This window comes from Streptomyces sp. YIM S03343 (genome assembly GCF_054729195.1).
Genome location: NZ_JBPUKX010000001.1, coordinates 3,850,119 through 3,872,318 on the forward strand (window position 1 = coordinate 3,850,119; position 22,200 = coordinate 3,872,318).

Consider the following 22,200-nt stretch of genomic DNA (forward strand, 5'->3'; position numbering starts at 1 on the left):
GCCTCGCCCCCGGGCAGACAGACCTGGACCGGAAGGCCGATCAGCACCCCCTCACGCCGACACCACCGCCGACAGCATCGCCACCGCCAGCAGCAGGCCCCAGAAGCCGGTGGACAGCCAGCCGAGGATCACCCCGGTGAGGGCGAGGCCGTCGCCGGGCTCGCCGGAGCGGCTGATCTCGGCGCGGGCCACGTGGCCGAGGATGAGCGCCGGGATGCCGGTGAAGCCGATCGTCGGCACGCACAGCAGCCCGCACACGAAGGCCGCCAGCGCCTTGCCGTTGGTCCGCGGCGGCGGCACCGGCAGGAAGGTGCCCGGCACGGGCACCGGGGCCGTCGTCAGCGGCATCGGGCCGTGCGGCAGATCGGCGACGAGCAGCGCCAGTTCACCGACCGTACGGGCCGTGTAGGCCCGCGAGACCCGCTTCTCGAACTCCGGCTGGTCCAGCCGCCCTTCGCCGTACCCGGCTCTGAGCACGTCCACGGCCCGCTCGCGGTCGGCGTGCGAGGCGAGCATCGACGGCGCCGTCGACGACGCCATGCTCTGGCCCGCCCACGGCTGTACAGCGCCCGGCACCTGCGGCGGCCACGGCCGTCCCTGGTGCCAGGGCTGTGACGACTGATCGGTCACGGAGCACCTCCCCACAACCCCCGAGTCCTTCCATGATGCGCCAAGTGGGCAATTCCGTCACAGTCCCCCAGACGGTGAAACGCGACATCAGGACATGACTGTGAAGGAACGTCAGAGAAGGTCAGAGAACATCAGAGGGCGCACCGGAAACGGCGGAGAAACGCCGAGGGGCGGTCACCTCGTACGAAACGAGGTGACCGCCCCTCAGTTCAGGCTGCTCGCCTACTGGTTGTACGGACCGTAGTCGTAGTCCTCCAGCGGGACGGCCTGGCCGGAGCCGGTGCCGAACGGCGAGTAGTCGATGTCGTCGTAGCCGACGGCCGAGTACATCGCGGCCTTGGCCTCCTCGGTCGGCTCGACCCGGATGTTGCGGTAGCGGGACAGACCCGTACCGGCCGGGATGAGCTTACCGATGATGACGTTCTCCTTGAGGCCGATCAGGCTGTCGGACTTGGCGTTGATCGCCGCGTCCGTCAGAACCCTGGTCGTCTCCTGGAAGGACGCCGCCGACAGCCAGGACTCCGTGGCCAGCGAGGCCTTGGTGATACCCATGAGCTGCGGACGGCCGGAGGCCGGGTGACCGCCCTCCTGGACCACACGACGGTTCTCCTGCTCGAACTTCGAGCGCTCGACCAGCTCGCCGGGCAGCAGCTCGGCGTCGCCGGACTCGATGATCGTCACCCGGCGCAGCATCTGCCGGATGATGATCTCGATGTGCTTGTCGTGGATCGACACACCCTGCGAGTTGTAGACCTTCTGGACCTCGCCGACCAGGTGGACCTGGACGGCACGCTGGCCCAGGATGCGCAGCACGTCGTGCGGGTTGGTGGCACCCACGGTGAGCTTCTGGCCCACGTCGACGTGCTCGCCCTCGCCGACCAGCAGACGGGCACGCTTGGAGATCGGGAACGCCGTCTCGTCGGTGCCGTCGTCCGGGGTGATGACGACCTTCTTGGTCTTCTCGGTCTCCTCGATCCGCACGCGGCCGGAGGCCTCGGAGATCGGGGCGACACCCTTCGGGGTACGGGCCTCGAAGAGCTCGACGACACGCGGCAGACCCTGGGTGATGTCGTCACCGGCCACACCACCGGTGTGGAAGGTACGCATCGTCAGCTGGGTGCCGGGCTCACCGATGGACTGGGCGGCGATGATGCCGACCGCCTCGCCGATGTCGACCAGCTTGCCGGTGGCGAGCGAACGGCCGTAGCACATGGCGCAGGTGCCGACGGCGGACTCGCAGGTCAGGACCGAGCGGGTCTTGACCTCCTCGATGCCGTAGCGGACCAGTTCCTCGATGAGCACGTCGCCGAGGTCGGTGCCGGCCGGGGCCAGCACCCTGCCCTCGACCACGATGTCCTCAGCGAGGCAGCGCGCGTACACGGACGTCTCGACGTTCTCCGCCTTGCGCAGCACGCCGTCCGCGCCGCGCTCCGCGATGTGCAGCTTGAGGCCGCGCTCGGTGCCGCAGTCCTCCTCGCGGATGATGACGTCCTGCGAGACGTCGACCAGACGACGGGTGAGGTAACCCGAGTCGGCCGTACGCAGGGCGGTGTCGGCCAGACCCTTGCGGGCACCGTGCGTGGAGATGAAGTACTCCAGCACCGACAGGCCCTCACGGAACGACGCCTTGATCGGACGCGGGATCGTCTCGTTCTTCGCGTTCGACACCAGACCGCGCATACCGGCGATCTGACGCATCTGCATCATGTTTCCGCGCGCGCCGGAGTTGACCATCATGGAGACCGGGTTGGTCTTCGGGAAGTTCGCGTTCATCGCCTCGGCGACCTCGTTGGTCGCCTTGGTCCAGATCGCGATGAGCTCCTGGGTGCGCTCTTCCTTGGTGATCAGACCGCGCTCGTACTGCTTCTGGACCCTCTCGTCCTGCGCCTCGTAGCCCTTGACGATCTCCTTCTTCGCCTCGGGGACGACGACGTCGGAGATGGCCACGGTGACGCCGGAGCGGGTCGCCCAGAAGAAGCCGGACGCCTTCAGGTTGTCGAGCGTCGCCGCCACGATGACCTTCGGGTAGCGCTCGGCGAGGTCGTTGACGATCTCGGAGAGCTGCTTCTTGCCGACCTCGTAGTCGACGAACGGGTAGTCCTCGGGCAGCAGCTCGTTGAAGAGCGCGCGGCCCAGGGTGGTGTTCAGCCGGAAGGTGTCACCCTGCTGCCACTCGGGCTCGCCCTCCTCACGGGCGGGCGGCAGCCAGCCGCGCGGCGGGATGGTGCCCACCGGGAAGCGGATGTCCACGCGCGACTGGAGCGAGAGCTCGCCGGAGTCGAACGCCATGATCGCCTCGGCGACGGACGCGAACGAGCGGTTCTCGCCCTTCACGTTGCGCAGCTCGCCGTCGGTGGTGAGGAAGAACAGACCGAGGACCATGTCCTGGGTCGGCATCGTCACCGGACGGCCGTCGGCCGGCTTGAGGATGTTGTTCGAGGACAGCATCAGGATGCGGGCCTCGGCCTGCGCCTCCGCGGACAGCGGCAGGTGCACGGCCATCTGGTCGCCGTCGAAGTCCGCGTTGAACGCGGTGCACACGAGCGGGTGGATCTGGATGGCCTTGCCCTCGACCAGCTGCGGCTCGAAGGCCTGGATGCCGAGGCGGTGCAGGGTGGGGGCACGGTTGAGCAGCACCGGGTGCTCGGCGATGACCTCTTCGAGGACGTCGTACACGACGGTGCGGCCGCGCTCCACCATGCGCTTGGCGCTCTTGATGTTCTGCGCGTGGTTCAGGTCGACCAGGCGCTTCATCACGAACGGCTTGAAGAGCTCCAGCGCCATCGCCTTGGGCAGACCGCACTGGTGCAGCTTGAGCTGCGGGCCGACGACGATGACGGAACGCGCCGAGTAGTCGACTCGCTTGCCGAGCAGGTTCTGGCGGAAGCGGCCCTGCTTGCCCTTGAGCATGTCGGACAGCGACTTCAGCGGACGGTTGCCGGGGCCCGTGACCGGGCGGCCGCGGCGGCCGTTGTCGAAGAGCGCGTCGACGGCCTCCTGGAGCATGCGCTTCTCGTTGTTCACGATGATCTCGGGCGCGCCGAGGTCGAGAAGCCGCTTCAGGCGGTTGTTGCGGTTGATGACACGGCGGTACAGGTCGTTGAGGTCGGAGGTCGCGAAGCGTCCACCGTCCAGCTGCACCATCGGACGCAGGTCCGGCGGGATGACCGGCACGCAGTCCAGGACCATGCCCTTGGGGCTGTTGGACGTCTGCAGGAACGCGGAGACGACCTTCAGCCGCTTCAGGGCGCGGGTCTTCTTCTGGCCCTTGCCGGTGCGGATGATCTCGCGGAGCTTCTCGGCCTCCTCGTCGAGGTCGAAGGACTCCAGGCGCTTCTGCAGCGCCGCGGCACCCATCGAGCCGTCGAAGTAGGTGCCGAAGCGGTCGCGCAGCTCGCGGTAGAGCAGCTCGTCGCCCTCGAGGTCCTGGACCTTGAGGTTCTTGAACCGGGTCCACACCTCGTCGAGGCGGTCGATCTCGCGCTGCGCGCGGTCGCGCAGCTGCTTCATCTCGCGCTCGGCGCCCTCGCGCACCTTGCGGCGCACATCGGCCTTGGCGCCCTCGGCCTCCAGCTCGGCCAGGTCGGCCTCGAGCTTCTTGGCGCGGCCTTCCAGGTCGGCGTCGCGGCGGTTCTCGATCTGCTGGCGCTCGACCGAGACATGCGCCTCCAGGGAGGGCAGGTCGCGGGTGCGGCGCTCCTCGTCGACGTACGTGATCATGTACGCCGCGAAGTAGATGACCTTCTCCAGGTCCTTCGGGGCCAGGTCGAGCAGGTAGCCCAGGCGTGACGGGACGCCCTTGAAGTACCAGATGTGCGTGACGGGCGCGGCCAGTTCGATGTGGCCCATCCGCTCACGGCGCACCTTGGCACGGGTGACCTCGACACCGCAGCGCTCACAGATGATGCCCTTGAAGCGGACACGCTTGTACTTGCCGCAGTAGCACTCCCAGTCCCGGGTCGGACCGAAGATCTTCTCGCAGAAGAGTCCGTCCTTCTCGGGCTTGAGGGTGCGGTAGTTGATGGTCTCGGGCTTCTTCACCTCGCCGTGGCTCCACTGGCGGATGTCGTCAGCGGTGGCCAGGCCGATCCGGAGCTCGTCGAAGAAGTTGACGTCGAGCACTATGCGTCAATCCCTCTCAGGGTCGTGAGTCTTGGGGTCTGATACGGGGGTCCAGGGGCCGGGAGCCTTCACGCGGAAGGCTCCCGGACTCCCGTCAGACCTCTTCGACGCTGCTCGGCTCACGCCGGGACAGGTCGATGCCGAGCTCCTCCGCAGCGCGGAAGACGTCCTCGTCGGTGTCACGCATCTCGATGGACATACCGTCGCTGGACAGCACCTCCACGTTCAGGCAGAGCGACTGCATCTCCTTGATGAGCACCTTGAAGGACTCGGGGATGCCGGGCTCGGGGATGTTCTCGCCCTTGACGATGGCCTCGTAGACCTTCACGCGGCCGGTCACGTCGTCGGACTTGATGGTCAGCAGCTCCTGGAGGGCGTACGCGGCGCCGTAGGCCTCGAGGGCCCACACCTCCATCTCGCCGAACCGCTGGCCGCCGAACTGCGCCTTACCGCCCAGCGGCTGCTGGGTGATCATCGAGTAGGGGCCGGTGGAGCGGGCGTGGAGCTTGTCGTCGACCAGGTGGTGCAGCTTCAGGATGTACATGTAGCCGACCGAGATCGGCTCCGGGAACGGCTCACCGCTGCGGCCGTCGAACAGCCGCGCCTTGCCGGACGGGAGCACCATGCGCTCGCCGTCCCGGTTCGGGATGGTGTGCTGCAGCAGACCCGCGAGCTCGTCCTCGCGCGCACCGTCGAAGACGGGGGTCGCGACGTTGGTGCCCGGGTCGACCTGGTCGGCGCCGATCGCCTGGAGCCGCATCGCCCAGTCGTCCGCGAGGCCGGAGACGTCCCAGCCGCGGCTGGCGAGCCAGCCGAGGTGGATCTCCAGCACCTGTCCCGGGTTCATCCGGGACGGCACGCCGAGCGGGTTGAGGATGATGTCGACCGGGGTGCCGTCCTCCAGGAACGGCATGTCCTCGATCGGCAGGATCTTGGAGATGACACCCTTGTTGCCGTGCCGGCCGGCGAGCTTGTCGCCGTCGGTGATCTTGCGCTTCTGCGCCACGTACACGCGCACCAGCTGGTTCACACCGGGGGGAAGCTCGTCGCCCTCCTCGCGGTCGAAGACGCGCACACCGATGATCTTGCCGATCTCGCCGTGCGGCACCTTCAGCGAGGTGTCGCGGACCTCACGGGCCTTCTCGCCGAAGATCGCGCGCAGCAGGCGCTCCTCGGGCGTCAGCTCGGTCTCACCCTTGGGAGTGACCTTGCCGACCAGGATGTCACCGGCGACGACCTCGGCACCGATGCGGATGATGCCGCGCTCGTCGAGGTCGGCGAGGACCTCCTCGGAGACGTTCGGGATGTCCCGGGTGATTTCCTCGGGGCCCAGCTTGGTGTCACGGGCGTCGACCTCGTGCTCCTCGATGTGGATCGAGGAGAGGACGTCGTCCTGCACGAGGCGCTGCGACAGGATGATCGCGTCCTCGTAGTTGTGGCCCTCCCACGGCATGAACGCCACGAGCAGGTTCTTGCCGAGCGCCATCTCGCCGTGCTGGGTGGCCGGGCCGTCGGCGAGGACCTGGCCCTCGATGATCCGGTCGCCCTCGTTGACGATCACCTTCTGGTTGACCGAGGTGCCCTGGTTGGAGCGGGCGAACTTGGCCAGACGGTAGGTGATGTACGTGCCGTCGTCGTTGGCGGTGGTGATGTAGTCCGCGGAGACCTCCTGGACCACACCGGCCTTCTCGGCCTTGACGACGTCGCCGGCGTCGACGGCGGAGCGGTACTCCATGCCGGTGCCGACGAGCGGGGACTCCGAGCGGATCAGCGGAACGGCCTGGCGCATCATGTTCGCGCCCATGAGGGCACGGTTGGCGTCGTCGTGCTCCAGGAACGGGATCATGGCGGTCGCGACCGACACCATCTGGCGCGGCGAGACGTCCATGTAGTCGACGTCCTCGGGGCTGACGTAGTCGACCTCACCGCCACGGCGGCGGACCAGGACGCGCGGCTCGGCGAACCGCAGCTCGTCGGTGAGCCCGGCGTTGGCCTGGGCGATGACGAAGCGGTCCTCCTCGTCGGCGGTCAGGTAGTCGACCTCGTCGGTGACCTGGCCGTCGACGACCTTGCGGTACGGCGTCTCGACGAAGCCGAAGGCGTTGACCCGGCCGTAGGAGGCGAGCGAGCCGATCAGACCGATGTTCGGGCCTTCAGGGGTCTCGATCGGGCACATGCGTCCGTAGTGGGACGGGTGCACGTCACGGACCTCGAAGCCGGCCCGCTCACGGGACAGACCACCCGGGCCGAGCGCGGACAGACGCCGCTTGTGCGTCAGACCCGACAGCGGGTTGTTCTGGTCCATGAACTGCGACAGCTGGCTGGTGCCGAAGAACTCCTTGATGGAGGCGACGACCGGCCGGATGTTGATCAGGGTCTGCGGCGTGATCGCCTCGACGTCCTGCGTGGTCATGCGCTCGCGCACGACGCGCTCCATACGCGCCAGACCCGTACGGACCTGGTTCTGGATGAGCTCGCCGACGCTGCGCAGACGGCGGTTGCCGAAGTGGTCGATGTCGTCGGTCTCGACGACGACCGTCTCGCCGTTGTCGCCGGACGTCTCGGTCTCGCCCGCGTGCAGCTTCACCAGGTACTTGATCGAGGCGATGATGTCCTCGACGGTGAGCACGCCCGCGTCGAGCCCGGTGACCGTGCCCAGCTTCTTGTTGACCTTGTAGCGGCCGACCTTGGCCAGGTCGTAGCGCTTGGGGTTGAAGTACAGGTTCTCGAGCAGCGTCTGCGCGGCCTCACGCGTGGGGGGCTCGCCCGGGCGCAGCTTGCGGTAGATGTCGAGCAGCGCGTCGTCCTGGCCCTGGGTGTGGTCCTTCTCCAGGGTGGCGCGCATCGACTCGTAGTCGCCGAACTCCTCGAGGATCTGCTCGGTCGTCCAGCCGAGCGCCTTCAGGAGGACGGTGACGGACTGCTTGCGCTTGCGGTCGATGCGGACACCGACCATGTCGCGCTTGTCGATCTCCATCTCCAGCCAGGCACCCCGGGAAGGGATGATCTTGGTGGAGAAGATGTCCTTGTCGGACGTCTTGTCGATCGTGGAGTCGAAGTAGACACCGGGGGAACGGACCAGTTGCGACACCACGACACGCTCGGTGCCGTTGATGACGAAGGTGCCCTTGTTCGTCATGAGCGGGAAGTCGCCCATGAAGACGGTCTGGGACTTGATCTCGCCGGTCTCGTTGTTGGTGAACTCGGCCGTCACGAACAGGGGCGCGGCGTAGGTGAAGTCGCGCTCCTTGCACTCGTCGATGCTGTTCTTCGGCGGCTCGAAACGGTGGTCGCGGAACGTCAGCGACATCGACCCGGAGAAGTCCTCGATCGGGGAGATCTCCTCGAAGATCTCCTCGAGGCCGGACTTGGTGGGGACGTCCTGACCGTTGTCCAGAGCATCCTCGACGCGAGCCTTCCACGCGTTGTTGCCGAGCAGCCAGTCGAAGCTCTCGGTTTGCAGCGCGAGAAGGTTCGGAACCTCGAGGGGCTCCTTGATCTTTGCAAAGGAGATGCGCAGCGGGGCGGTGCTGGCGCCGTTGTTCGTATTCGCGGTCGAGGCATTGCGCGAGGCGGCCAAGAGGGGGTCCTTCCGAGGGCTCGGACTCACTACGCGCGTACCGGCCCCTCTCCCGTGCGCGACACAGACCCTATCCAAATCAGCCGAAAGGCCAGCTCAGAGACGGTCCGGTATCGATGCTCGGGCGAGGGCATGCCCCTGGTGACGGGCAGGGGACAGCTAACAGGCAGCGCAAAGGGTCAGTGTAGCCACTTGGCACACTGATGTCCAGTGCGGGTTTCGTGAGACCCTCGTTGTTCTCAACGCCCTCGGCATGCTGCCCTCATTGCACGTTGATACTGCCCTCTTCGTCGCCGATCCATGCCTCGGATTCGGATCCTTGTGACGACGCGTCCTGAGAATTGCGCGCTGCGTGCGGTTCGTCAAGGCCCTCCTTGCCCGAACCGGGTGCCGCGCTCGTCACGTGCCCTGCTGCCACCAGCGGCGCTCGAGGCTGGGCGAAGATCACCATACCCCTCACTGCCGCCCGTTCAAGGCCGCCGCCACCAGGCCCCGGACACGCCGAAGAGCGACCACCCGGATGGATGATCGCTCCTCGGTGCGTTCGCGTTACAGGCCCCTTGGGCCCGTTTCGGCGCGCGGTGGGGTCCGCAGGACCCCGGGAGTCTCCGGGAGACCCCGGAAGGTGTTACTTGACCTCGACGGAGGCGCCGGCGCCCTTGAGGGACTCGGCGGCCTTCTCGGCCTGCTCCTTGTTGACCTTCTCGAGAACGGGCTTCGGGGCGCCGTCCACCAGGTCCTTGGCCTCCTTCAGGCCGAGGGAGGTCAGCTCGCGCACGACCTTGATGACCTGGATCTTCTTCTCGCCGGCGCCGGTGAGGACGACGTCGAACTCGTCCTTCTCCTCCTCGGCCTCGACCGCGACGGCCGGGCCGACGGGGGCAGCGGCGACCGCAGCGGCGGCGGTGACGTCGAACTTCTCCTCGAACGCCTTCACGAACTCGGAGAGCTCGATGAGGGTCATCTCCTCGAACTGCGCGAGCAGGTCTTCCTGGGTGAGCTTCGCCATGATGGCGGTCCTTCCACTAATTCGGCAGGTGCCGGATGTACGGGGTGTGGCGGGCGTACGTCGGGCCCGCATCGACCCCCGCCTTACGCGGCGAGGATCGGAAAGCGAGCCGAGTTACTCGGCACCGCCCTGCTCGTCCTGCTTGGCACGGAGCGCGTCCACGGTGCGGACGAGCTTCGAGGGGAGCGCCTTGAAGAGCTGAGCAGTCTGGGTCTGCTTGCCCTTGAACGCACCCGCCAGCTTGGCGAGCAGAACCTCACGGGACTCGAGGTCCGCAAGCTTCTTGATCTCGTCGGCGGACAGCGCCTTGCCGTCAAGGACACCGCCCTTGATGACGAGATTCGGGTTGTCCTTGGCGAAGTCACGGAGACCCTTCGCCGACTCCACCGGGTCACCGGTGACGAAGGCGACAGCCGTCGGACCGTTGAACAGGTCGTCCAGCGTGGTGATCCCGGCCTCGTTGGCCGCAATCTTGGTCAGCGTGTTCTTCACCACGGCGTACTGGGCGTTCTCACCGAGCGACCGGCGCAGCGTCTTGAGCTGCGCCACGGTGAGACCGCGGTACTCGGTCAGCACAGCGGCGTTGGAGTTGCGGAACTGGTCCGTCAACTCGGCCACCGCGGCAGCCTTGTCGGGCCTCGCCATAGAGCCTCGGCCTCCTTCCGGGTGATTCTGACCGCGCGGACCCGAAGGAGGTCTGGGAAAAACGAAACGCCCCGGCGCAGGCGCACGGGGCGTAGCTCGACCGGGCTCGGCAACCTCTACGGCGCCGGTCTCCGGGAGCACATCCACTGTCACCTGCGCGGGTCGTCCGCAGTTCTGCGGATCCTTCGGCCACCGCGTCCTCGGAGGAGCACACGGCAACGACCAGCGGTCTTTGGCTTCTCCAGGAGAGTACGGGAACGGATCGCCGTCAAGCAAATCCGTTCCCGCGCTCCTCCCGTTCTGCGTCCGCCGTCCTGCGTCCGCCGCGTCGCAGCGTCCGGTGACGGCGGGTGGCTACGGGGCTGGTGGGGCCGGTGGGCCCGGTGGGGTCCGGCGAGGGGGCTGGACCGGCGGCTCAGCTGTCGGTGCCGGCCTCCTTCATCATCTCGGCGAGGTCCATGACGTCCTTGGCCGGAGGGGCTGTCACGGTGACGGGCTTGTTGTAGTCGAGGAAGAGGATCTTCAGATCGAGGGGACCCTTGTCGGCGTCGGCACGCATCCGGAACTGCTTGGTGTGCTGCTCTCCGTCGATCCACATGTCCATGGTGAGCTTGTCGACGCCCATCTTCTCGAACTGCTTCAGGCTCTTGTCTCGCTTCTCCCGGGTCGCCTTGTCCTCGCCCTTGAGCGAGGCGCGGATGTCGGCGAGCGGCACCGTGCCCTCGTAGTGCGTGGTCTTCACGCCGTCGACGGTCTCGGTGCCGACCTTCTTGACGTCGTCGGACTCGGTGAGGAAGCCGGACTCGGTCGCCGGGTTCTGCTGGGCCTGGCCCGCACCGAACTGGTTCGTGTGCGCCTTCCCTGCGGAGTCAAGCATGGACATGTCGAACTTCATCCACAGCTTGCCGTCCATCTCCTTGGCCATCTCGGCACCGCCGCCGATGTACATGGCCTTGTCGACCAGCCGGATCTCCACTTTCTGGGAAGCCCCGCTGACCTTGGTGCTCATCTTCATGCTCATGGCCGGCGGGTCGACATTCATCGCCGCCTCGCCCTCGATCTGCCCCTCGCCGGGGACCTTGCCGCTCATGCGGTAGCTCAGCGAGGTGATCTTCTCGGCGTTCTTGGCGGCCGCGGCGACGGCGGCCGCGGGCTTCATCTCGGGCGAGGCCGCCTTGTCCTTGCCGCCGCAGCCGACGGCACCTCCGGCAAGGAGCAGTACGGCGAGCCCGGCGGCGCCTGCGGAAGACCTCATCGATTCCCCCCAAGGAAACGAGTGGGTGCACGGAGCACGGCACTCTCACATGGAACACATGCCCGGTACACAGATTTGCGATTGTGGCTACAGTAACCCGCTGGTAGCCATGAGGTCTTCCGTTTTCTTGGTGTTGTTTTGGGACTCCCGTTACTCATGGGACCGAGGCGACGGGAGCTCCTGGCCCTGGGGCCGAGGCCCGCTCAGCGCGTCACAGCCCGGTGCCGGTGCCGGTGCCGGTCCCGGTGTCCGTGCCGCCCTGCTTGCGGACCAGAGCCTTGAAGTCCTCGGTGTCGCCCGCCGGGGGCTTCTGGACATCGACCTTGACGCCGTAGTCGCTGTAGTACGCGGTCTGGGTCATCCGGCCGTTCGCCATGTCCGCCTGCTCGACCTTCTTGACGAGCAGGTCGTCGCCGTCGACCCAGATGTCGACCTGCTCGGTGTCCACCCCGGCCTGGGTGAGCTGCTTCTTGAGGCTGTCCATCTGCTCGGCGGTGAGGTTGGAGCTCTTGCCCGCGAGGTCCGCGACGTTGACCGTGCCCGAGTAGTGCGTGGCGTCGACGCCGCGCACCCTCTCCTCGCCGACCATCCTGACGTCCCCGGATGCCAGCAGCAGCTTCACCGACTGGTTCGGCGTGGTGTTCTGCATCTGGTCCTTGAGGTACGCACCGGAGCCTCCCGCCAGGTCCGCGAGGTCGTCGTACCCGTAGCGGATCCAGTGCTTGCCGCCGGCCTGCCGGGCGAAGGCGTCACCCATGTGCGCGTAGTACGCGTCCGGCAGATACCGGGCCTCCATCGTGGTGCTGCCGAGGCTGCGCATGGCCTTGGCGGTGGTGCCGCCGGTGTAGCTGATGGTCAGCGAGCCGGTGATGCCGTCCTTCCAGGCGAGGGAGCCGTGGCCCTTCATCGACATCAGCGAGCCCACGACGGCGGACGACTCGACCCGGGCGGAGTCGGCCTTGTCCGTGGACCGCTCGGCCGAGCGCAGGGCGGATATCGGGCTGACATGCGTGGTCCCCTTGTGCGCGGACCTGCCGTCCGATGCGGAGTCCTTGCCGGAGCCGGAGGAGGAGCAGGCGGCCACGCCTGTCAGGGCGGTCACCACCGCCAGCGAAAGACCCACACGCCGTACTGCCGTGCTGTTCATGCTTCGACCCACCCCCGTGTGAACGGCCCCTGCGCAAGGGGCCTTTGTGCGTGATCCGCTGTGATCCGGTGTGCCTTCCGATGCCTGACACCGCGTCTGTTCCTGTGCGATCACTGTGCCTTGCAGGCTAGTACAGGGCACTGACAGCCGTACGCAATAAAGACGGCCCCGCACCTCGAAAGGTTGCGGGGCCCGCCTTTTTTGTCGCGTCCCTGACGCGGCTGCCGGACGGAGCGCGGGGCTCAGACGGCGGCCGGGTCCTCCTCGACGAGGAGGTTGCGGGTGCGGTTCGGGTCGACCGGGATGCCGGGGCCCATGGTGGTGCTGACAGCGGCCTTCTTGATGTAGCGGCCCTTGGCGGCGGACGGCTTCAGACGAGTGATCTCCTCCAGCGCCGCCGCGTAGTTCTCCACCAGCTGGGCGTCCTCGAAGGACGTCTTGCCGATGATGAAGTGCAGGTTCGAGTGCTTGTCGACGCGGAACTCGATCTTGCCGCCCTTGATGTCGGTGACGGCCTTGGCCACGTCGGGGGTGACGGTGCCGGTCTTCGGGTTCGGCATCAGACCACGCGGGCCGAGGATGCGGCCGAGGCGGCCGACCTTGCCCATGAGGTCCGGGGTGGCGACGACGGCGTCGAAGTCCAGACGGCCCTTCGACACCTCGTCGATCAGCTCGTCGGCGCCGACGATGTCGGCGCCAGCGGCACGCGCGGCCTCGGCACGGTCACCGGTCGCGAAGACCAGGACCCGGGCGGTCTTACCGGTGCCGTGCGGGAGGTTCACGGTGCCACGGACCATCTGGTCGGCCTTGCGCGGGTCGACACCCAGGCGGAAGGCGACCTCGACGGTGCCGGCGAACTTGGTCGTGGAGGTCTCCTTGGCGAGACGGACGGCCTCGAGCGGGGCGTAGAGCTTCTCCCGGTCGACCTTGGCGTCCGCAGCGCGGAGAGCCTTGCTGCGCTTGCTCACAACTTGCTCCTGTGTGTTCTGTAAGGAGTCGTGGTGTACGGGCCGAGCAGGCCCTGCCACGTGCGGCGGTGCACTTGGGTCACCACCGCGTCATTGCTACGGGGGTTGAGGTCAGCCCTCGACCGTGATGCCCATGGAACGGGCGGTGCCGGCGATGATCTTCGACGCGGCGTCCAGGTCGTTGGCGTTGAGGTCGGGCATCTTGGTCTGGGCGATCTCACGGACCTGCGCCTGGGTGATCTTGGCGACCTTGGTCTTGTGCGGCTCGCCGGAGCCCTTCTCGACACCCGCGGCCTTGAGGATCATCTTGGCGGCCGGCGGCGTCTTGGTGACGAAGGTGAAGGAACGGTCCTCGTAGACCGTGATCTCCACCGGGATGACCCAACCGCGCTGCGACTCGGTCGCGGCGTTGTAGGCCTTGCAGAACTCCATGATGTTGACGCCGTGCTGACCCAGCGCGGGGCCGACCGGCGGAGCCGGGTTCGCCGCACCGGCGTTGATCTGGAGCTTGATGAGCCCCGTGACCTTCTTCTTCTTGGGAGGCATAGCTCTCCGGGTCCTTTCCGTTCGGGTCCTGCCGGCTTCCGGGGACCACCCGGATGCAGGCATACCGCACAACGATAACGGGTATGGATGCGCGGCCAAAAACCGCGCAGGTCAGGCGAACGCGTGAGCGACACCTGACCTGCGCGGAAGCATGGGGTCCAGAAGGACGGCTGCGCCAGGCCCGGCGACGGGCCTTCGCGCGCTAGTTCTTCTGGATCTGGTCGAAGCTCAGCTCGACCGGGGTCTCGCGGCCGAAGATCTCCACCAGGCCCTTGACCTTCTTGGAGTCGGCGTTGATCTCGTTGATCGTGGCCTGCAGGGTGGCGAAGGGGCCGTCGGTGACGGTGACCGAGTCGCCCACCTCGAAGTCCAGCACCTGGACCTCGACCTTGCGCTGCGGCACCGGCTTGCCCTCGGCCTCGGCGGCCTCGCGGGCTGCCTTCTCCTCGGCCTCCGGGGCGAGCATCTTGACGATCTCGTCCAGGGTCAGCGGGTAGGGGTCGTAGGCGTTGCCCACGAAGCCGGTGACGCCGGGGGTGTTGCGGACGACACCCCAGGACTCGTTGGTGAGGTCCATGCGCACCAGGACATAGCCGGGGAGCTTGTTCTGGCGGATGGTCTTGCGGTCGCCGTTCTTGATCTGGACGACCTCTTCCTGCGGCACCTCGGCCTGGAAGATGTAGTCCTCGACGTTCAGCGAGACGGCGCGCTGCTCCAGGTTGGTCTTCACGCGGTTCTCGTAGCCGGCGTACGTGTGGATGACGTACCACTCGCCGGGCAGGGCACGCAGTTCGTCGCGCAGCGCCTCGACCGGGTCGACGGGCTCGGCCGGTTCCTCGGCCTGCGCCTCTTCGTCGGCCTGCGCCTCTTCGTCGGCCTCGGTGTCGACCGCGGCCTCTTCCTCCGCCTCGTCCTCGTCCTCGGCGTCGCCCTCGACGTGCAGGGCGTCCTCCTCGGCCGGCTTGCCCGCCTCGGCGTCAGCAGCCTCGAACTCGTCCTGGTCGTCCGAGCCCTCGACGATGTCGAGCTCGTCATCGACCGACTCGTCCGGCTCGATGGCGTCGTTCAGGTTCGGGTCAGACACGATGGCTGCTTCTTCCTGGATACAGAGTGGTGGAACATGCGAAAACGGGCGCCGGTACCACGGCGCCCTTCGCTCTGGACTCAGCCGAAGACGTACTTGGCCGCGTGGTTGAGTCCATAGTCAATCACGGTCACCAGGGCGATCATGATGGCGACGAAGAAGATCACCACAGTGGTGTACGACGTCAGCTGGTTGCGCGTCGGCCAGACGACCTTACGGAGCTCCGCGACGATCTGACGGTAGAAGGTCCCGAGGCGCTTGAGCGGGCCCTTCTTGCCACGCTTGCCACCCTTGCGGGCCTTCTTCTTCGTCGATTCGGAAAGCTCGTCCTGGGCATCAGGCGTGTCGAGGGAGCCCACGGCGTCCGTCATAACGTCCTCACCTGATTCCGGGTCGTGGCCGTGCCGCGCCCGGTCGGACCGCACGGCGGTGCATCGCTGGTACGTACACTGTGCACACATCCTGGCGGTGTGTGTAGCAGGGCCGGAGGGACTTGAACCCCCAACCGCCGGTTTTGGAGACCGGTGCTCTACCAATTGAGCTACGACCCTATGTGTTCCCCCAACGTACCGCATCCGACCGGGTGCTCGGTGTGCACCTTGCGATCGATCGCGGGCCGTCGGAGGCCAACGAGGTGAGAGTGTACGTGCTCCGACGCCGGGCGTCGAACAGATAGTGCCGGTCCGGCCCTGGACAGCCGAAGATCACCCTGGCCGGGCCGCGGATCCGGACAGATCTTCAAACTTTTGCCCGAACTGTTCGGTCCGTGAAACCCGCGTTCCAGTCACGTTTCATGTCTGGAACGATGGAGGCCATGAGCGCTGCAAACCCTCCGACCGAGCGCCGGGTCTCCGCGCGCATCGGCGCGATCTCCGAGTCCGCCACCCTCGCCGTGGACGCCAAGGCCAAGGCCCTCAAGGCCGCCGGGCGTCCGGTGATCGGCTTCGGTGCCGGTGAGCCCGACTTCCCGACCCCGGACTACATCGTCGAGGCCGCCGTAGAGGCGTGCAAGAACCCGAAGTACCACCGCTACACACCGGCCGGCGGCCTGCCCGAGCTGAAGGCCGCGATCGCCGCGAAGACGCTGCGTGACTCCGGCTACGAGGTCGACGCCTCGCAGATCGTGGTCACCAACGGCGGCAAGCAGGCCATCTACGAGGCGTTCGCCGCGATCCTCGACCCGGGTGACGAGGTCATCGTCCCGGCGCCGTACTGGACCACGTACCCCGAGTCGATCCGGCTGGCCGGCGGTGTGCCGGTCGAGGTGGTCGCCGACGAGACGACCGGCTACCGGGTCTCCGTCGAGCAGTTGGAGGCCGCACGCACCGAGAAGACCAAGGTCCTTCTCTTCGTGTCGCCCTCCAACCCGACCGGCGCGGTCTACGGCGCCGAGGAGGCCGAGGCGATCGGCCGCTGGGCGGTCGAGCACGGACTGTGGGTGCTGACGGACGAGATCTACGAGCACCTCGTCTACGGCGACGCCAAGTTCACCTCGCTGCCCGCGCTGCTGCCCGAGCTGCGCGACAAGTGCATCGTGGTCAACGGCGTGGCGAAGACGTACGCGATGACCGGCTGGCGGGTGGGCTGGATGATCGGCCCCAAGGACGTCGTCAAGGCCGCCACGAACCTCCAGTCGCACGCCACGTCGAACGTGTCGAACGTCGCACAGGTCGCCGCGCTGACGGCCGTCTCCGGCGATCTGGAGGCCGTCGCGACGATGCGCGAGGCGTTCGACCGCCGCCGCCGGACGATCGTGCGGATGCTCAACGAGATCGACGGCGTGTTCTGCCCGGAGCCCGAGGGCGCCTTCTACGCGTACCCGTCGGTGAAGGCCCTGCTCGGCAAGGAGATCCGCGGCAAGCGCCCGCAGGACACGGTCGAGCTGGCCGCACTGATCCTGGAGGAGGTCGAGGTCGCGGTGGTCCCGGGCGAGGCGTTCGGCACGCCGGGCTATCTGCGGCTGTCGTACGCGCTCGGTGACGAGGATCTCGTCGAGGGCGTGAGCCGGATCCAGAAGCTGCTGGCGGAGGCGCGGGACTGACGCGGAAGCTGTCGTCCACGCGCGCGTATCGGGCCGTTTTCCCCGGGCTTCCCCCTGGGGAGGCGGCCCGCGCGTGTGTGCGAGCAATCCCACGGACGGTGAAACGACTACCCGGATGGCGGGAACGTACGGCAGGATCACCGGATGGAGCATGTACGTGATGTCTCTGAACTGCCGAAAGCCCATCTGCATCTGCACTTCACCGGCTCGATGCGGCCGGGCACCGTCCTGGAGCTCGCCGACAAGTACGGCGTACGACTGCCGGACGCGCTGACCGACGCGCTGACCAGCGGGGAGCCGCCGAGACTGCGGGCGACGGACGAACGGGGCTGGTTCCGCTTCCAGCGGCTGTACGACGCGGCACGCTCGTGCCTCAGGGAGCCGGAGGACATACAGCGGCTGGTCCTGGAGGCGGCGCAGGAGGATCTGCGGGACGGCTCGGGGTGGCTGGAGATCCAGGTGGACCCGACGTCGTACGCGCCGCGGCTCGGCGGTCTGATCCCGGCGCTGGAGATCATCCTGGACGCCGTCGACAGCGCGTCGCGGGAGACCGGCCTCGGGATGCGGGTGGTGGTGGCGGCCAACCGTATGAAGCATCCGCTGGACGCGCGCACGCTGGCCCGGCTGGCGGTGCGCTACGCGGACCGCGGGGTGATCGGCTTCGGTCTGTCGAACGACGAACGCCGGGGCATGGCACGGGACTTCGACCGCGCGTTCCATATCGCCCGGGAGGGCGGTCTGCTGTCGGCACCGCACGGCGGCGAGCTGACCGGCCCGTCCTCGGTGCGCGACTGCCTGGACGACCTGGACGCGAACCGCATCGGGCACGGGGTGCGCGCGGCGGAGGACCCACGGCTGCTGAGGCGCCTCGCGGAGCGCGGGGTGACCTGTGAGGTGTGCCCGGCGTCCAACGTGGCGCTCGGGGTGTACGACAAGCCCGAGCATGTGCCGCTGCGCACGTTCTTCGACGCCGGGGTCCCGGTGGCGCTGGGCGCGGACGACCCGCTGCTGTTCGGGTCGCGGCTGGCGGCGCAGTACGAGATCGCACGGCGCCACCACGGCTTCACGGACGAGGAACTGGCGGAGCTGGCCCGGCAGTCGATCCGCGCCTCGGCGGCCCCGGAGGGGACGAAGGCGCGGATGCTGTCCGGGGTGGACGACTGGCTGGGCGCACCGGGGGTGTGAGCTCACGTGGCATCGGCCGGCGTGCTGCAAGCGGTCAGAGAACTGTGGTCGCCGATGCTCCGGTCCGCGGAGATCTACAGGCTGACGCCGACCGTCACCGGCTCGTTGACGAGGGTGACTCCGAAGGCCTGGTGGACGCCCGTGACGACCTCGCGGGCGAGGGCGAGCAGGTCCTCGGTGGTGGCGTCGCCGCGGTTGGTGAGGGCGAGGGTGTGCTTGGTGGAGATGCGGGCGGGCCCTGCGCCGTATCCCTTGGTGAAGCCCGCCTTGTCGATCAGCCAGGCGGCGGAGGTCTTGGTGTGGCCGTCCCCCACCGGGTAGGCGGGCGGCTGGATGCCGTCGCCGAGCCGCTGCCGCACGCGCGCGTGGAAGGCGGCGAACTGGTCGTCGCTGAGGATCGGGTTGGTGAAGAACGATCCGGCCGACCAGGTGTCGTGGTCCTCGGGGTCAAGGACCATGCCCTTCCCGGCGCGCAGCTCGAGCACGATCTCGCGCGCGTCGGCGAGCGGCACCCGGTCGCCGGGCGACACTCCGAGGGCGCGGGCCGTCTCGGCGTACTTGATCGGCGCCGACAGCCCGTCCGCGTCCTCCAGTTCGAAACGGACGCGGAGCACGACATGCCGGTCGGGGTCGGCCTTGAAGCGGCTGTGGCGGTAGGAGAAGGCGCATTCCTCGTTGGTGAGGACGACCGTCTCGCGGGCCCTGCGGTCGTAGGCGACCACCTCGGTGATGGTGGCGGAGACCTCCTGGCCGTACGCCCCGACGTTCTGGACGGGGGTCGCGCCCGCCGAGCCGGGGATGCCGGCCAGGCATTCGATGCCCGCGAGTCCGGCCTCCACGGTTCGGGTGACGGCGTCGGTCCACACCTCGCCCGCGGCGAGTTCGAGGCGGGTACCGTCCAGGGCGAAGCCCTTGGTGGCGACGACGAGGGCGGTGCCGGCGAAGCCCTTGTCCGCGATGACCAGGTTGGAGCCGCCGCCGATGATCAGCAGCGGGGTCCCGCTGTCGTCGGCCTCGCGGACGGCGTCGATGACCTCGGCGTCGCTGGTGGCGGTGACGAGCCGGGTGGCGGGGCCGCCCAGCCGGAAGGTGGTCAGGGGGGCGAGGGGGGCGTCGTGGAGTTCCTGCACGCGCCAAGACTACGAGATGGCACTGACACCGCCGCCCGCCTCGGCAGCGGCGACGGGCGGCACGGCGGGCACGCGCGCGTGGGACCCCGCCTGCGGTGGCGGGGTCCCACGCGTGCGTGCGCGTTGCGGCTCTTCTGATGCTGTCCGGTCAGTGACCGACGCTGTCCAGGGCCGCGGCCGCAGGCTCCTGCTCGCTGCTGGCGAGCAGCTGTGCGGCGCGGCGGCGGGTGGGGATCAGCAGGGCGGCGATGCCGGCGACGGCGACCACGGCGGCGCCGGTGACCAGGGCGGGCCGCAGTCCGTCGACGAAGGCCTGGCCGGACTCGTAGCCGCCCTGGGCCGCGAAGATCGAGGACATGACGGCGATGCCGAGGGCGCCGCCGACCTCACGCAGGGCGTTGTTGGCGCCGGAAGCTATGCCCTGTTCCTCCGGGCGGACGCTGGACATGACCAGGTTGGCGGCGGGAGCGAAGTACAGGGCCATACCGATCCCGCTGATGATCAGACCGGGCAGCTGGATGGCGTAGGAGGCGTCGGCGGTGGCGACGGCGGCCATGTAGCCGAGCCCTGCGGCCTGGAGGAAGAGTCCGGCGGCGACGACCGGGCGGCCGCCGACGCGGTCGGAAAGGATCCCGGCGATCGGCGCGACGAGCATCGGCATACCGGTCCACGGCAGCATCCTGAGGCCGGCCTCGGTGGGCGAGTAGCCGAGGACTCCCTGCATGTACTGGCTGAGCAGGAAGATCGATCCGAACATCCCGAGGAACATCAGCAGGCTGGCCGCGTTGATGCCGGAGAAGGCGCGGGAGCGGAACAGCCGCATGGGGAGCATCGGGTTCTTGGCGCGGGTGCCGTAAATGACGAACCCGGTCAGCAGCGCGGTACCGGCGAACAGGCCGGTCAGGACGAGGGAGCTGGTCCAGCCGTCGGCGGGCCCGCGGACCAGGCCGTAGACGATGCCGAAGAGTCCGCCGCTGGCCAGCAGGGTGCCGGGGATGTCGAGCGGGGCGCCGGTGCCGTGGGACTCGGCGAGACGCAGCCGGGCGAGCGGCAGCAGGGCGAGGCCCAGCGGGACGTTCAGCCAGAAGATCCAGTGCCAGGAGACGTGCTCGGTGAGGCTGCCGCCGATGAGGGGTCCGGAGGCGACGGCGAGACCGTTGACGGCACCCCAGATGCCGTAGGCCATGCCGCGTTTGGCGGCGGGCACGGCTGCGGTGAGCAGGGTCAGCGTCAGCGGCATCATGATCGCGGCGCCGACGCCCTGGATCGCCCGGGCGGCGATGAGCGCGTCGATGCCGGATGCCATGGCCGCGGCGGCGGAGGCGCCGGTGAAGACGGTGAGTCCGACGAGGAAGAGCCGACGGCGGCCGAAGCGGTCGCCGAGGGCGGCGCCGAACATCAGCAGGACGGCGAAGGTGAGCGTGTAGGCGCTCACGGTCCATTCGAGGTCGTCCAGGGCACCGCCGAGGTCCTTGCGGATGGACGGCAGGGCGGTGGTGACGACGAGGTTGTCGAGGGCCGCCATGAATCCGGCGACGCTGGTGATGACGAGGGCCCAGGCGGCGCCCCCGCGGCGGGTGGTCTGCTGTGACATCTCTCCCCCAAGGAGATCTTCGGTTAGTAATTGATGACTAACTTTCACGATCAAGAAAAAAGGGCGGGTGAGGGCCTGCCCTGTTCCTGTCGTGTACTACTTCTCCAGCCGTCCGCCGGCCCGGGCGACAGGGTAGATCCCCTGCCAGACCCGGTGCTCCGGCGGGAAACCCATGGCCACCAGGCAGTTGATGAGCATGCCGTAGGCCATGAACACCGTCGTCTGCTCGACATCGGCGCCGAGCCGCAGATGCAGGATGTCCCACAGCCGCTCCCAGCCGGCCCGCACGGCCTCTCCGAATTCGCGGTCACCCTCCTGCTCGGCGGCGGCGACCGCGAGATACATCTGCATCTGCATCATCAGCCGCTCGGGCCGCTCGACGATGACCTTGGCGTACGCGTTGGCCATGGCCTGCTCGGCCTCTTCGCCCTCCAGGCCCTCGGACGCCTCCTCGAACGACCGGATGGTGTCCTCCACGCACCGCTGCGACGCCGCGAGGAAGATCGCCTTCTTGCCCGGGAAGAGCCGGAAGAGATACGGCTGCGAGACACCGACACGTTTGGCGATCGCCTCGGTGGACGTCCCGTAGTAACCGCCGCGCGCGAACTCCGTCGTCGCCGCGCGGATGACGCTCTCGCGTCTCTCTTCTGCGCTCATCCTGACCATACGAGTAAGTTAGTACTCAATCACTAACTACGTCAAGGGGGGATATGAAGAACCTTGGGGCGGGCCGTCGGCAGGTGCCGAACAGCAGTAAGGGGCGCTCGCAATGGCGAGCGCCCCTTACTCATCACTCATCGTCGTCGACGCATCGTCGTCGACGCACAGTCACCGTCAGGCCAGCCGTACGACCGCCCGTGACATGCCCAGCACCTTCTGCCCGGCGCTGGTCGCGATGAGGTCGACGCGCACCGTGTTGTCGTCGAGCTTGGCCGCGACCTTGCCGCTGACCTCGATCACGGCGCCCTGGTCGTCGTTGGGGACGACGACGGGCTTGGTGAAGCGGACGCCGTACTCGACGACCGCGCCCGGGTCGCCCACCCAGTCGGTGACGACGCGGATCGCCTCGGCCATGGTGAACATGCCGTGCGCGATGACGTCCGGCAGTCCGACCTCCTTGGCGAACTTCTCGTTCCAGTGGATGGGGTTGAAGTCGCCGGAGGCGCCCGCGTACTGGACGAGCGTGGCGCGGGTGACGGGGAAGGTCCGGGCGGGCAGCTCGGTGCCGGCCTCGACGTCGTCGTACGAGATCTTCGCGGTCATC

Annotated in this window: 17 protein-coding genes and 1 tRNA gene; 2 read left to right on the forward strand and 16 right to left on the reverse strand. The window is 68.0% G+C overall.

The features are described 5' to 3' along the window. Nucleotides 1–51: 51 nt before the first annotated feature. The 12 genes from ACSYGN_RS16430 to ACSYGN_RS16485 all read right to left on the reverse strand — a co-directional run bounded on the left by ACSYGN_RS16430 (nt 52) and on the right by ACSYGN_RS16485 (nt 15,537). Nucleotides 52–630, reverse strand: coding sequence for a DUF1707 and DUF4190 domain-containing protein (locus ACSYGN_RS16430; protein ID WP_460396265.1), 579 nt, complete (start codon nt 628–630; stop codon nt 52–54). Between the two features lie 222 nt (nt 631–852). Next, nucleotides 853–4,752, reverse strand: a complete 3,900-nt coding sequence (locus tag ACSYGN_RS16435) for a DNA-directed RNA polymerase subunit beta' (protein ID WP_460396267.1) — start codon at nt 4,750–4,752, stop codon at nt 853–855. 94 nt (nt 4,753–4,846) lie between these two features. Further along, the gene (rpoB, locus tag ACSYGN_RS16440; RefSeq protein WP_460396269.1) at nt 4,847–8,332 is read right to left on the reverse strand and encodes a DNA-directed RNA polymerase subunit beta; all 3,486 of its coding nucleotides are present in this window, start codon (nt 8,330–8,332) and stop codon (nt 4,847–4,849) included. A gap of 628 nt (nt 8,333–8,960) precedes the next feature. Then, nucleotides 8,961–9,341 carry a 50S ribosomal protein L7/L12 gene (rplL, locus tag ACSYGN_RS16445; RefSeq protein WP_460396271.1) on the reverse strand — a complete coding sequence of 127 codons (381 nt, stop codon included), beginning with the start codon at nt 9,339–9,341 and terminating at the stop codon, nt 8,961–8,963. Nucleotides 9,342–9,455: 114 nt separating this feature from the next. Beyond that, entirely contained in the window at nt 9,456–9,986 is a 531-nt protein-coding gene (gene rplJ, locus ACSYGN_RS16450; RefSeq protein WP_460396273.1) for a 50S ribosomal protein L10, read from the reverse strand. Nucleotides 9,987–10,401: 415 nt separating this feature from the next. Next, entirely contained in the window at nt 10,402–11,241 is an 840-nt protein-coding gene (locus ACSYGN_RS16455) for a LolA-like protein (RefSeq protein ID WP_460396275.1), read from the reverse strand. 211 nt (nt 11,242–11,452) lie between these two features. Beyond that, nucleotides 11,453–12,388, reverse strand: a complete 936-nt coding sequence (locus tag ACSYGN_RS16460) for a hypothetical protein (protein ID WP_460396277.1) — start codon at nt 12,386–12,388, stop codon at nt 11,453–11,455. Nucleotides 12,389–12,630: 242 nt separating this feature from the next. Continuing rightward, nucleotides 12,631–13,356, reverse strand: coding sequence for a 50S ribosomal protein L1 (rplA, locus tag ACSYGN_RS16465; RefSeq protein ID WP_460396279.1), 726 nt, complete (start codon nt 13,354–13,356; stop codon nt 12,631–12,633). A gap of 111 nt (nt 13,357–13,467) precedes the next feature. Continuing rightward, a complete protein-coding gene (rplK, locus tag ACSYGN_RS16470; protein ID WP_460396281.1) occupies nt 13,468–13,902 on the reverse strand; it encodes a 50S ribosomal protein L11 in 435 nt (144 codons plus the stop codon). A gap of 202 nt (nt 13,903–14,104) precedes the next feature. Further along, on the reverse strand, nt 14,105–14,986 hold the full coding sequence (gene nusG, locus ACSYGN_RS16475; RefSeq protein WP_460396283.1) for a transcription termination/antitermination protein NusG: 882 nt from the start codon (nt 14,984–14,986) through the stop codon (nt 14,105–14,107). An 80-nt stretch (nt 14,987–15,066) separates the two neighbouring features. After that, on the reverse strand, nt 15,067–15,357 hold the full coding sequence (gene secE, locus ACSYGN_RS16480) for a preprotein translocase subunit SecE (RefSeq protein ID WP_460396285.1): 291 nt from the start codon (nt 15,355–15,357) through the stop codon (nt 15,067–15,069). A 107-nt stretch (nt 15,358–15,464) separates the two neighbouring features. Next, nucleotides 15,465–15,537: transfer RNA gene (locus tag ACSYGN_RS16485), tRNA-Trp, on the reverse strand. Between the two features lie 263 nt (nt 15,538–15,800). Between ACSYGN_RS16485 and ACSYGN_RS16490 the strand changes: the two genes are divergently transcribed. Next, the gene (locus ACSYGN_RS16490) at nt 15,801–17,027 is read left to right on the forward strand and encodes a pyridoxal phosphate-dependent aminotransferase (RefSeq protein WP_460396287.1); all 1,227 of its coding nucleotides are present in this window, start codon (nt 15,801–15,803) and stop codon (nt 17,025–17,027) included. Between the two features lie 144 nt (nt 17,028–17,171). After that, the gene (locus tag ACSYGN_RS16495; protein WP_460396289.1) at nt 17,172–18,212 is read left to right on the forward strand and encodes an adenosine deaminase; all 1,041 of its coding nucleotides are present in this window, start codon (nt 17,172–17,174) and stop codon (nt 18,210–18,212) included. A gap of 74 nt (nt 18,213–18,286) precedes the next feature. Here ACSYGN_RS16495 and ACSYGN_RS16500 read toward each other — a convergent pair whose 3' ends face one another. The 4 genes from ACSYGN_RS16500 to ACSYGN_RS16515 all read right to left on the reverse strand — a co-directional run bounded on the left by ACSYGN_RS16500 (nt 18,287) and on the right by ACSYGN_RS16515 (nt 22,199). Further along, the gene (locus ACSYGN_RS16500) at nt 18,287–19,342 is read right to left on the reverse strand and encodes a UDP-N-acetylmuramate dehydrogenase (RefSeq protein WP_460396291.1); all 1,056 of its coding nucleotides are present in this window, start codon (nt 19,340–19,342) and stop codon (nt 18,287–18,289) included. 148 nt (nt 19,343–19,490) lie between these two features. Further along, nucleotides 19,491–20,936: a DHA2 family efflux MFS transporter permease subunit gene (locus ACSYGN_RS16505; RefSeq protein WP_460396293.1), complete on the reverse strand. Its 1,446-nt coding sequence runs from the start codon at nt 20,934–20,936 to the stop codon at nt 19,491–19,493. A gap of 96 nt (nt 20,937–21,032) precedes the next feature. Further along, nucleotides 21,033–21,602, reverse strand: coding sequence for a TetR/AcrR family transcriptional regulator (locus tag ACSYGN_RS16510; protein WP_460396295.1), 570 nt, complete (start codon nt 21,600–21,602; stop codon nt 21,033–21,035). 168 nt (nt 21,603–21,770) lie between these two features. After that, nucleotides 21,771–22,199 (reverse strand): MaoC family dehydratase, encoded by a 429-nt coding sequence (locus tag ACSYGN_RS16515; RefSeq protein ID WP_460396297.1) that lies wholly within the window; start codon nt 22,197–22,199, stop codon nt 21,771–21,773. Nucleotide 22,200: the final 1 nt, after the last annotated feature.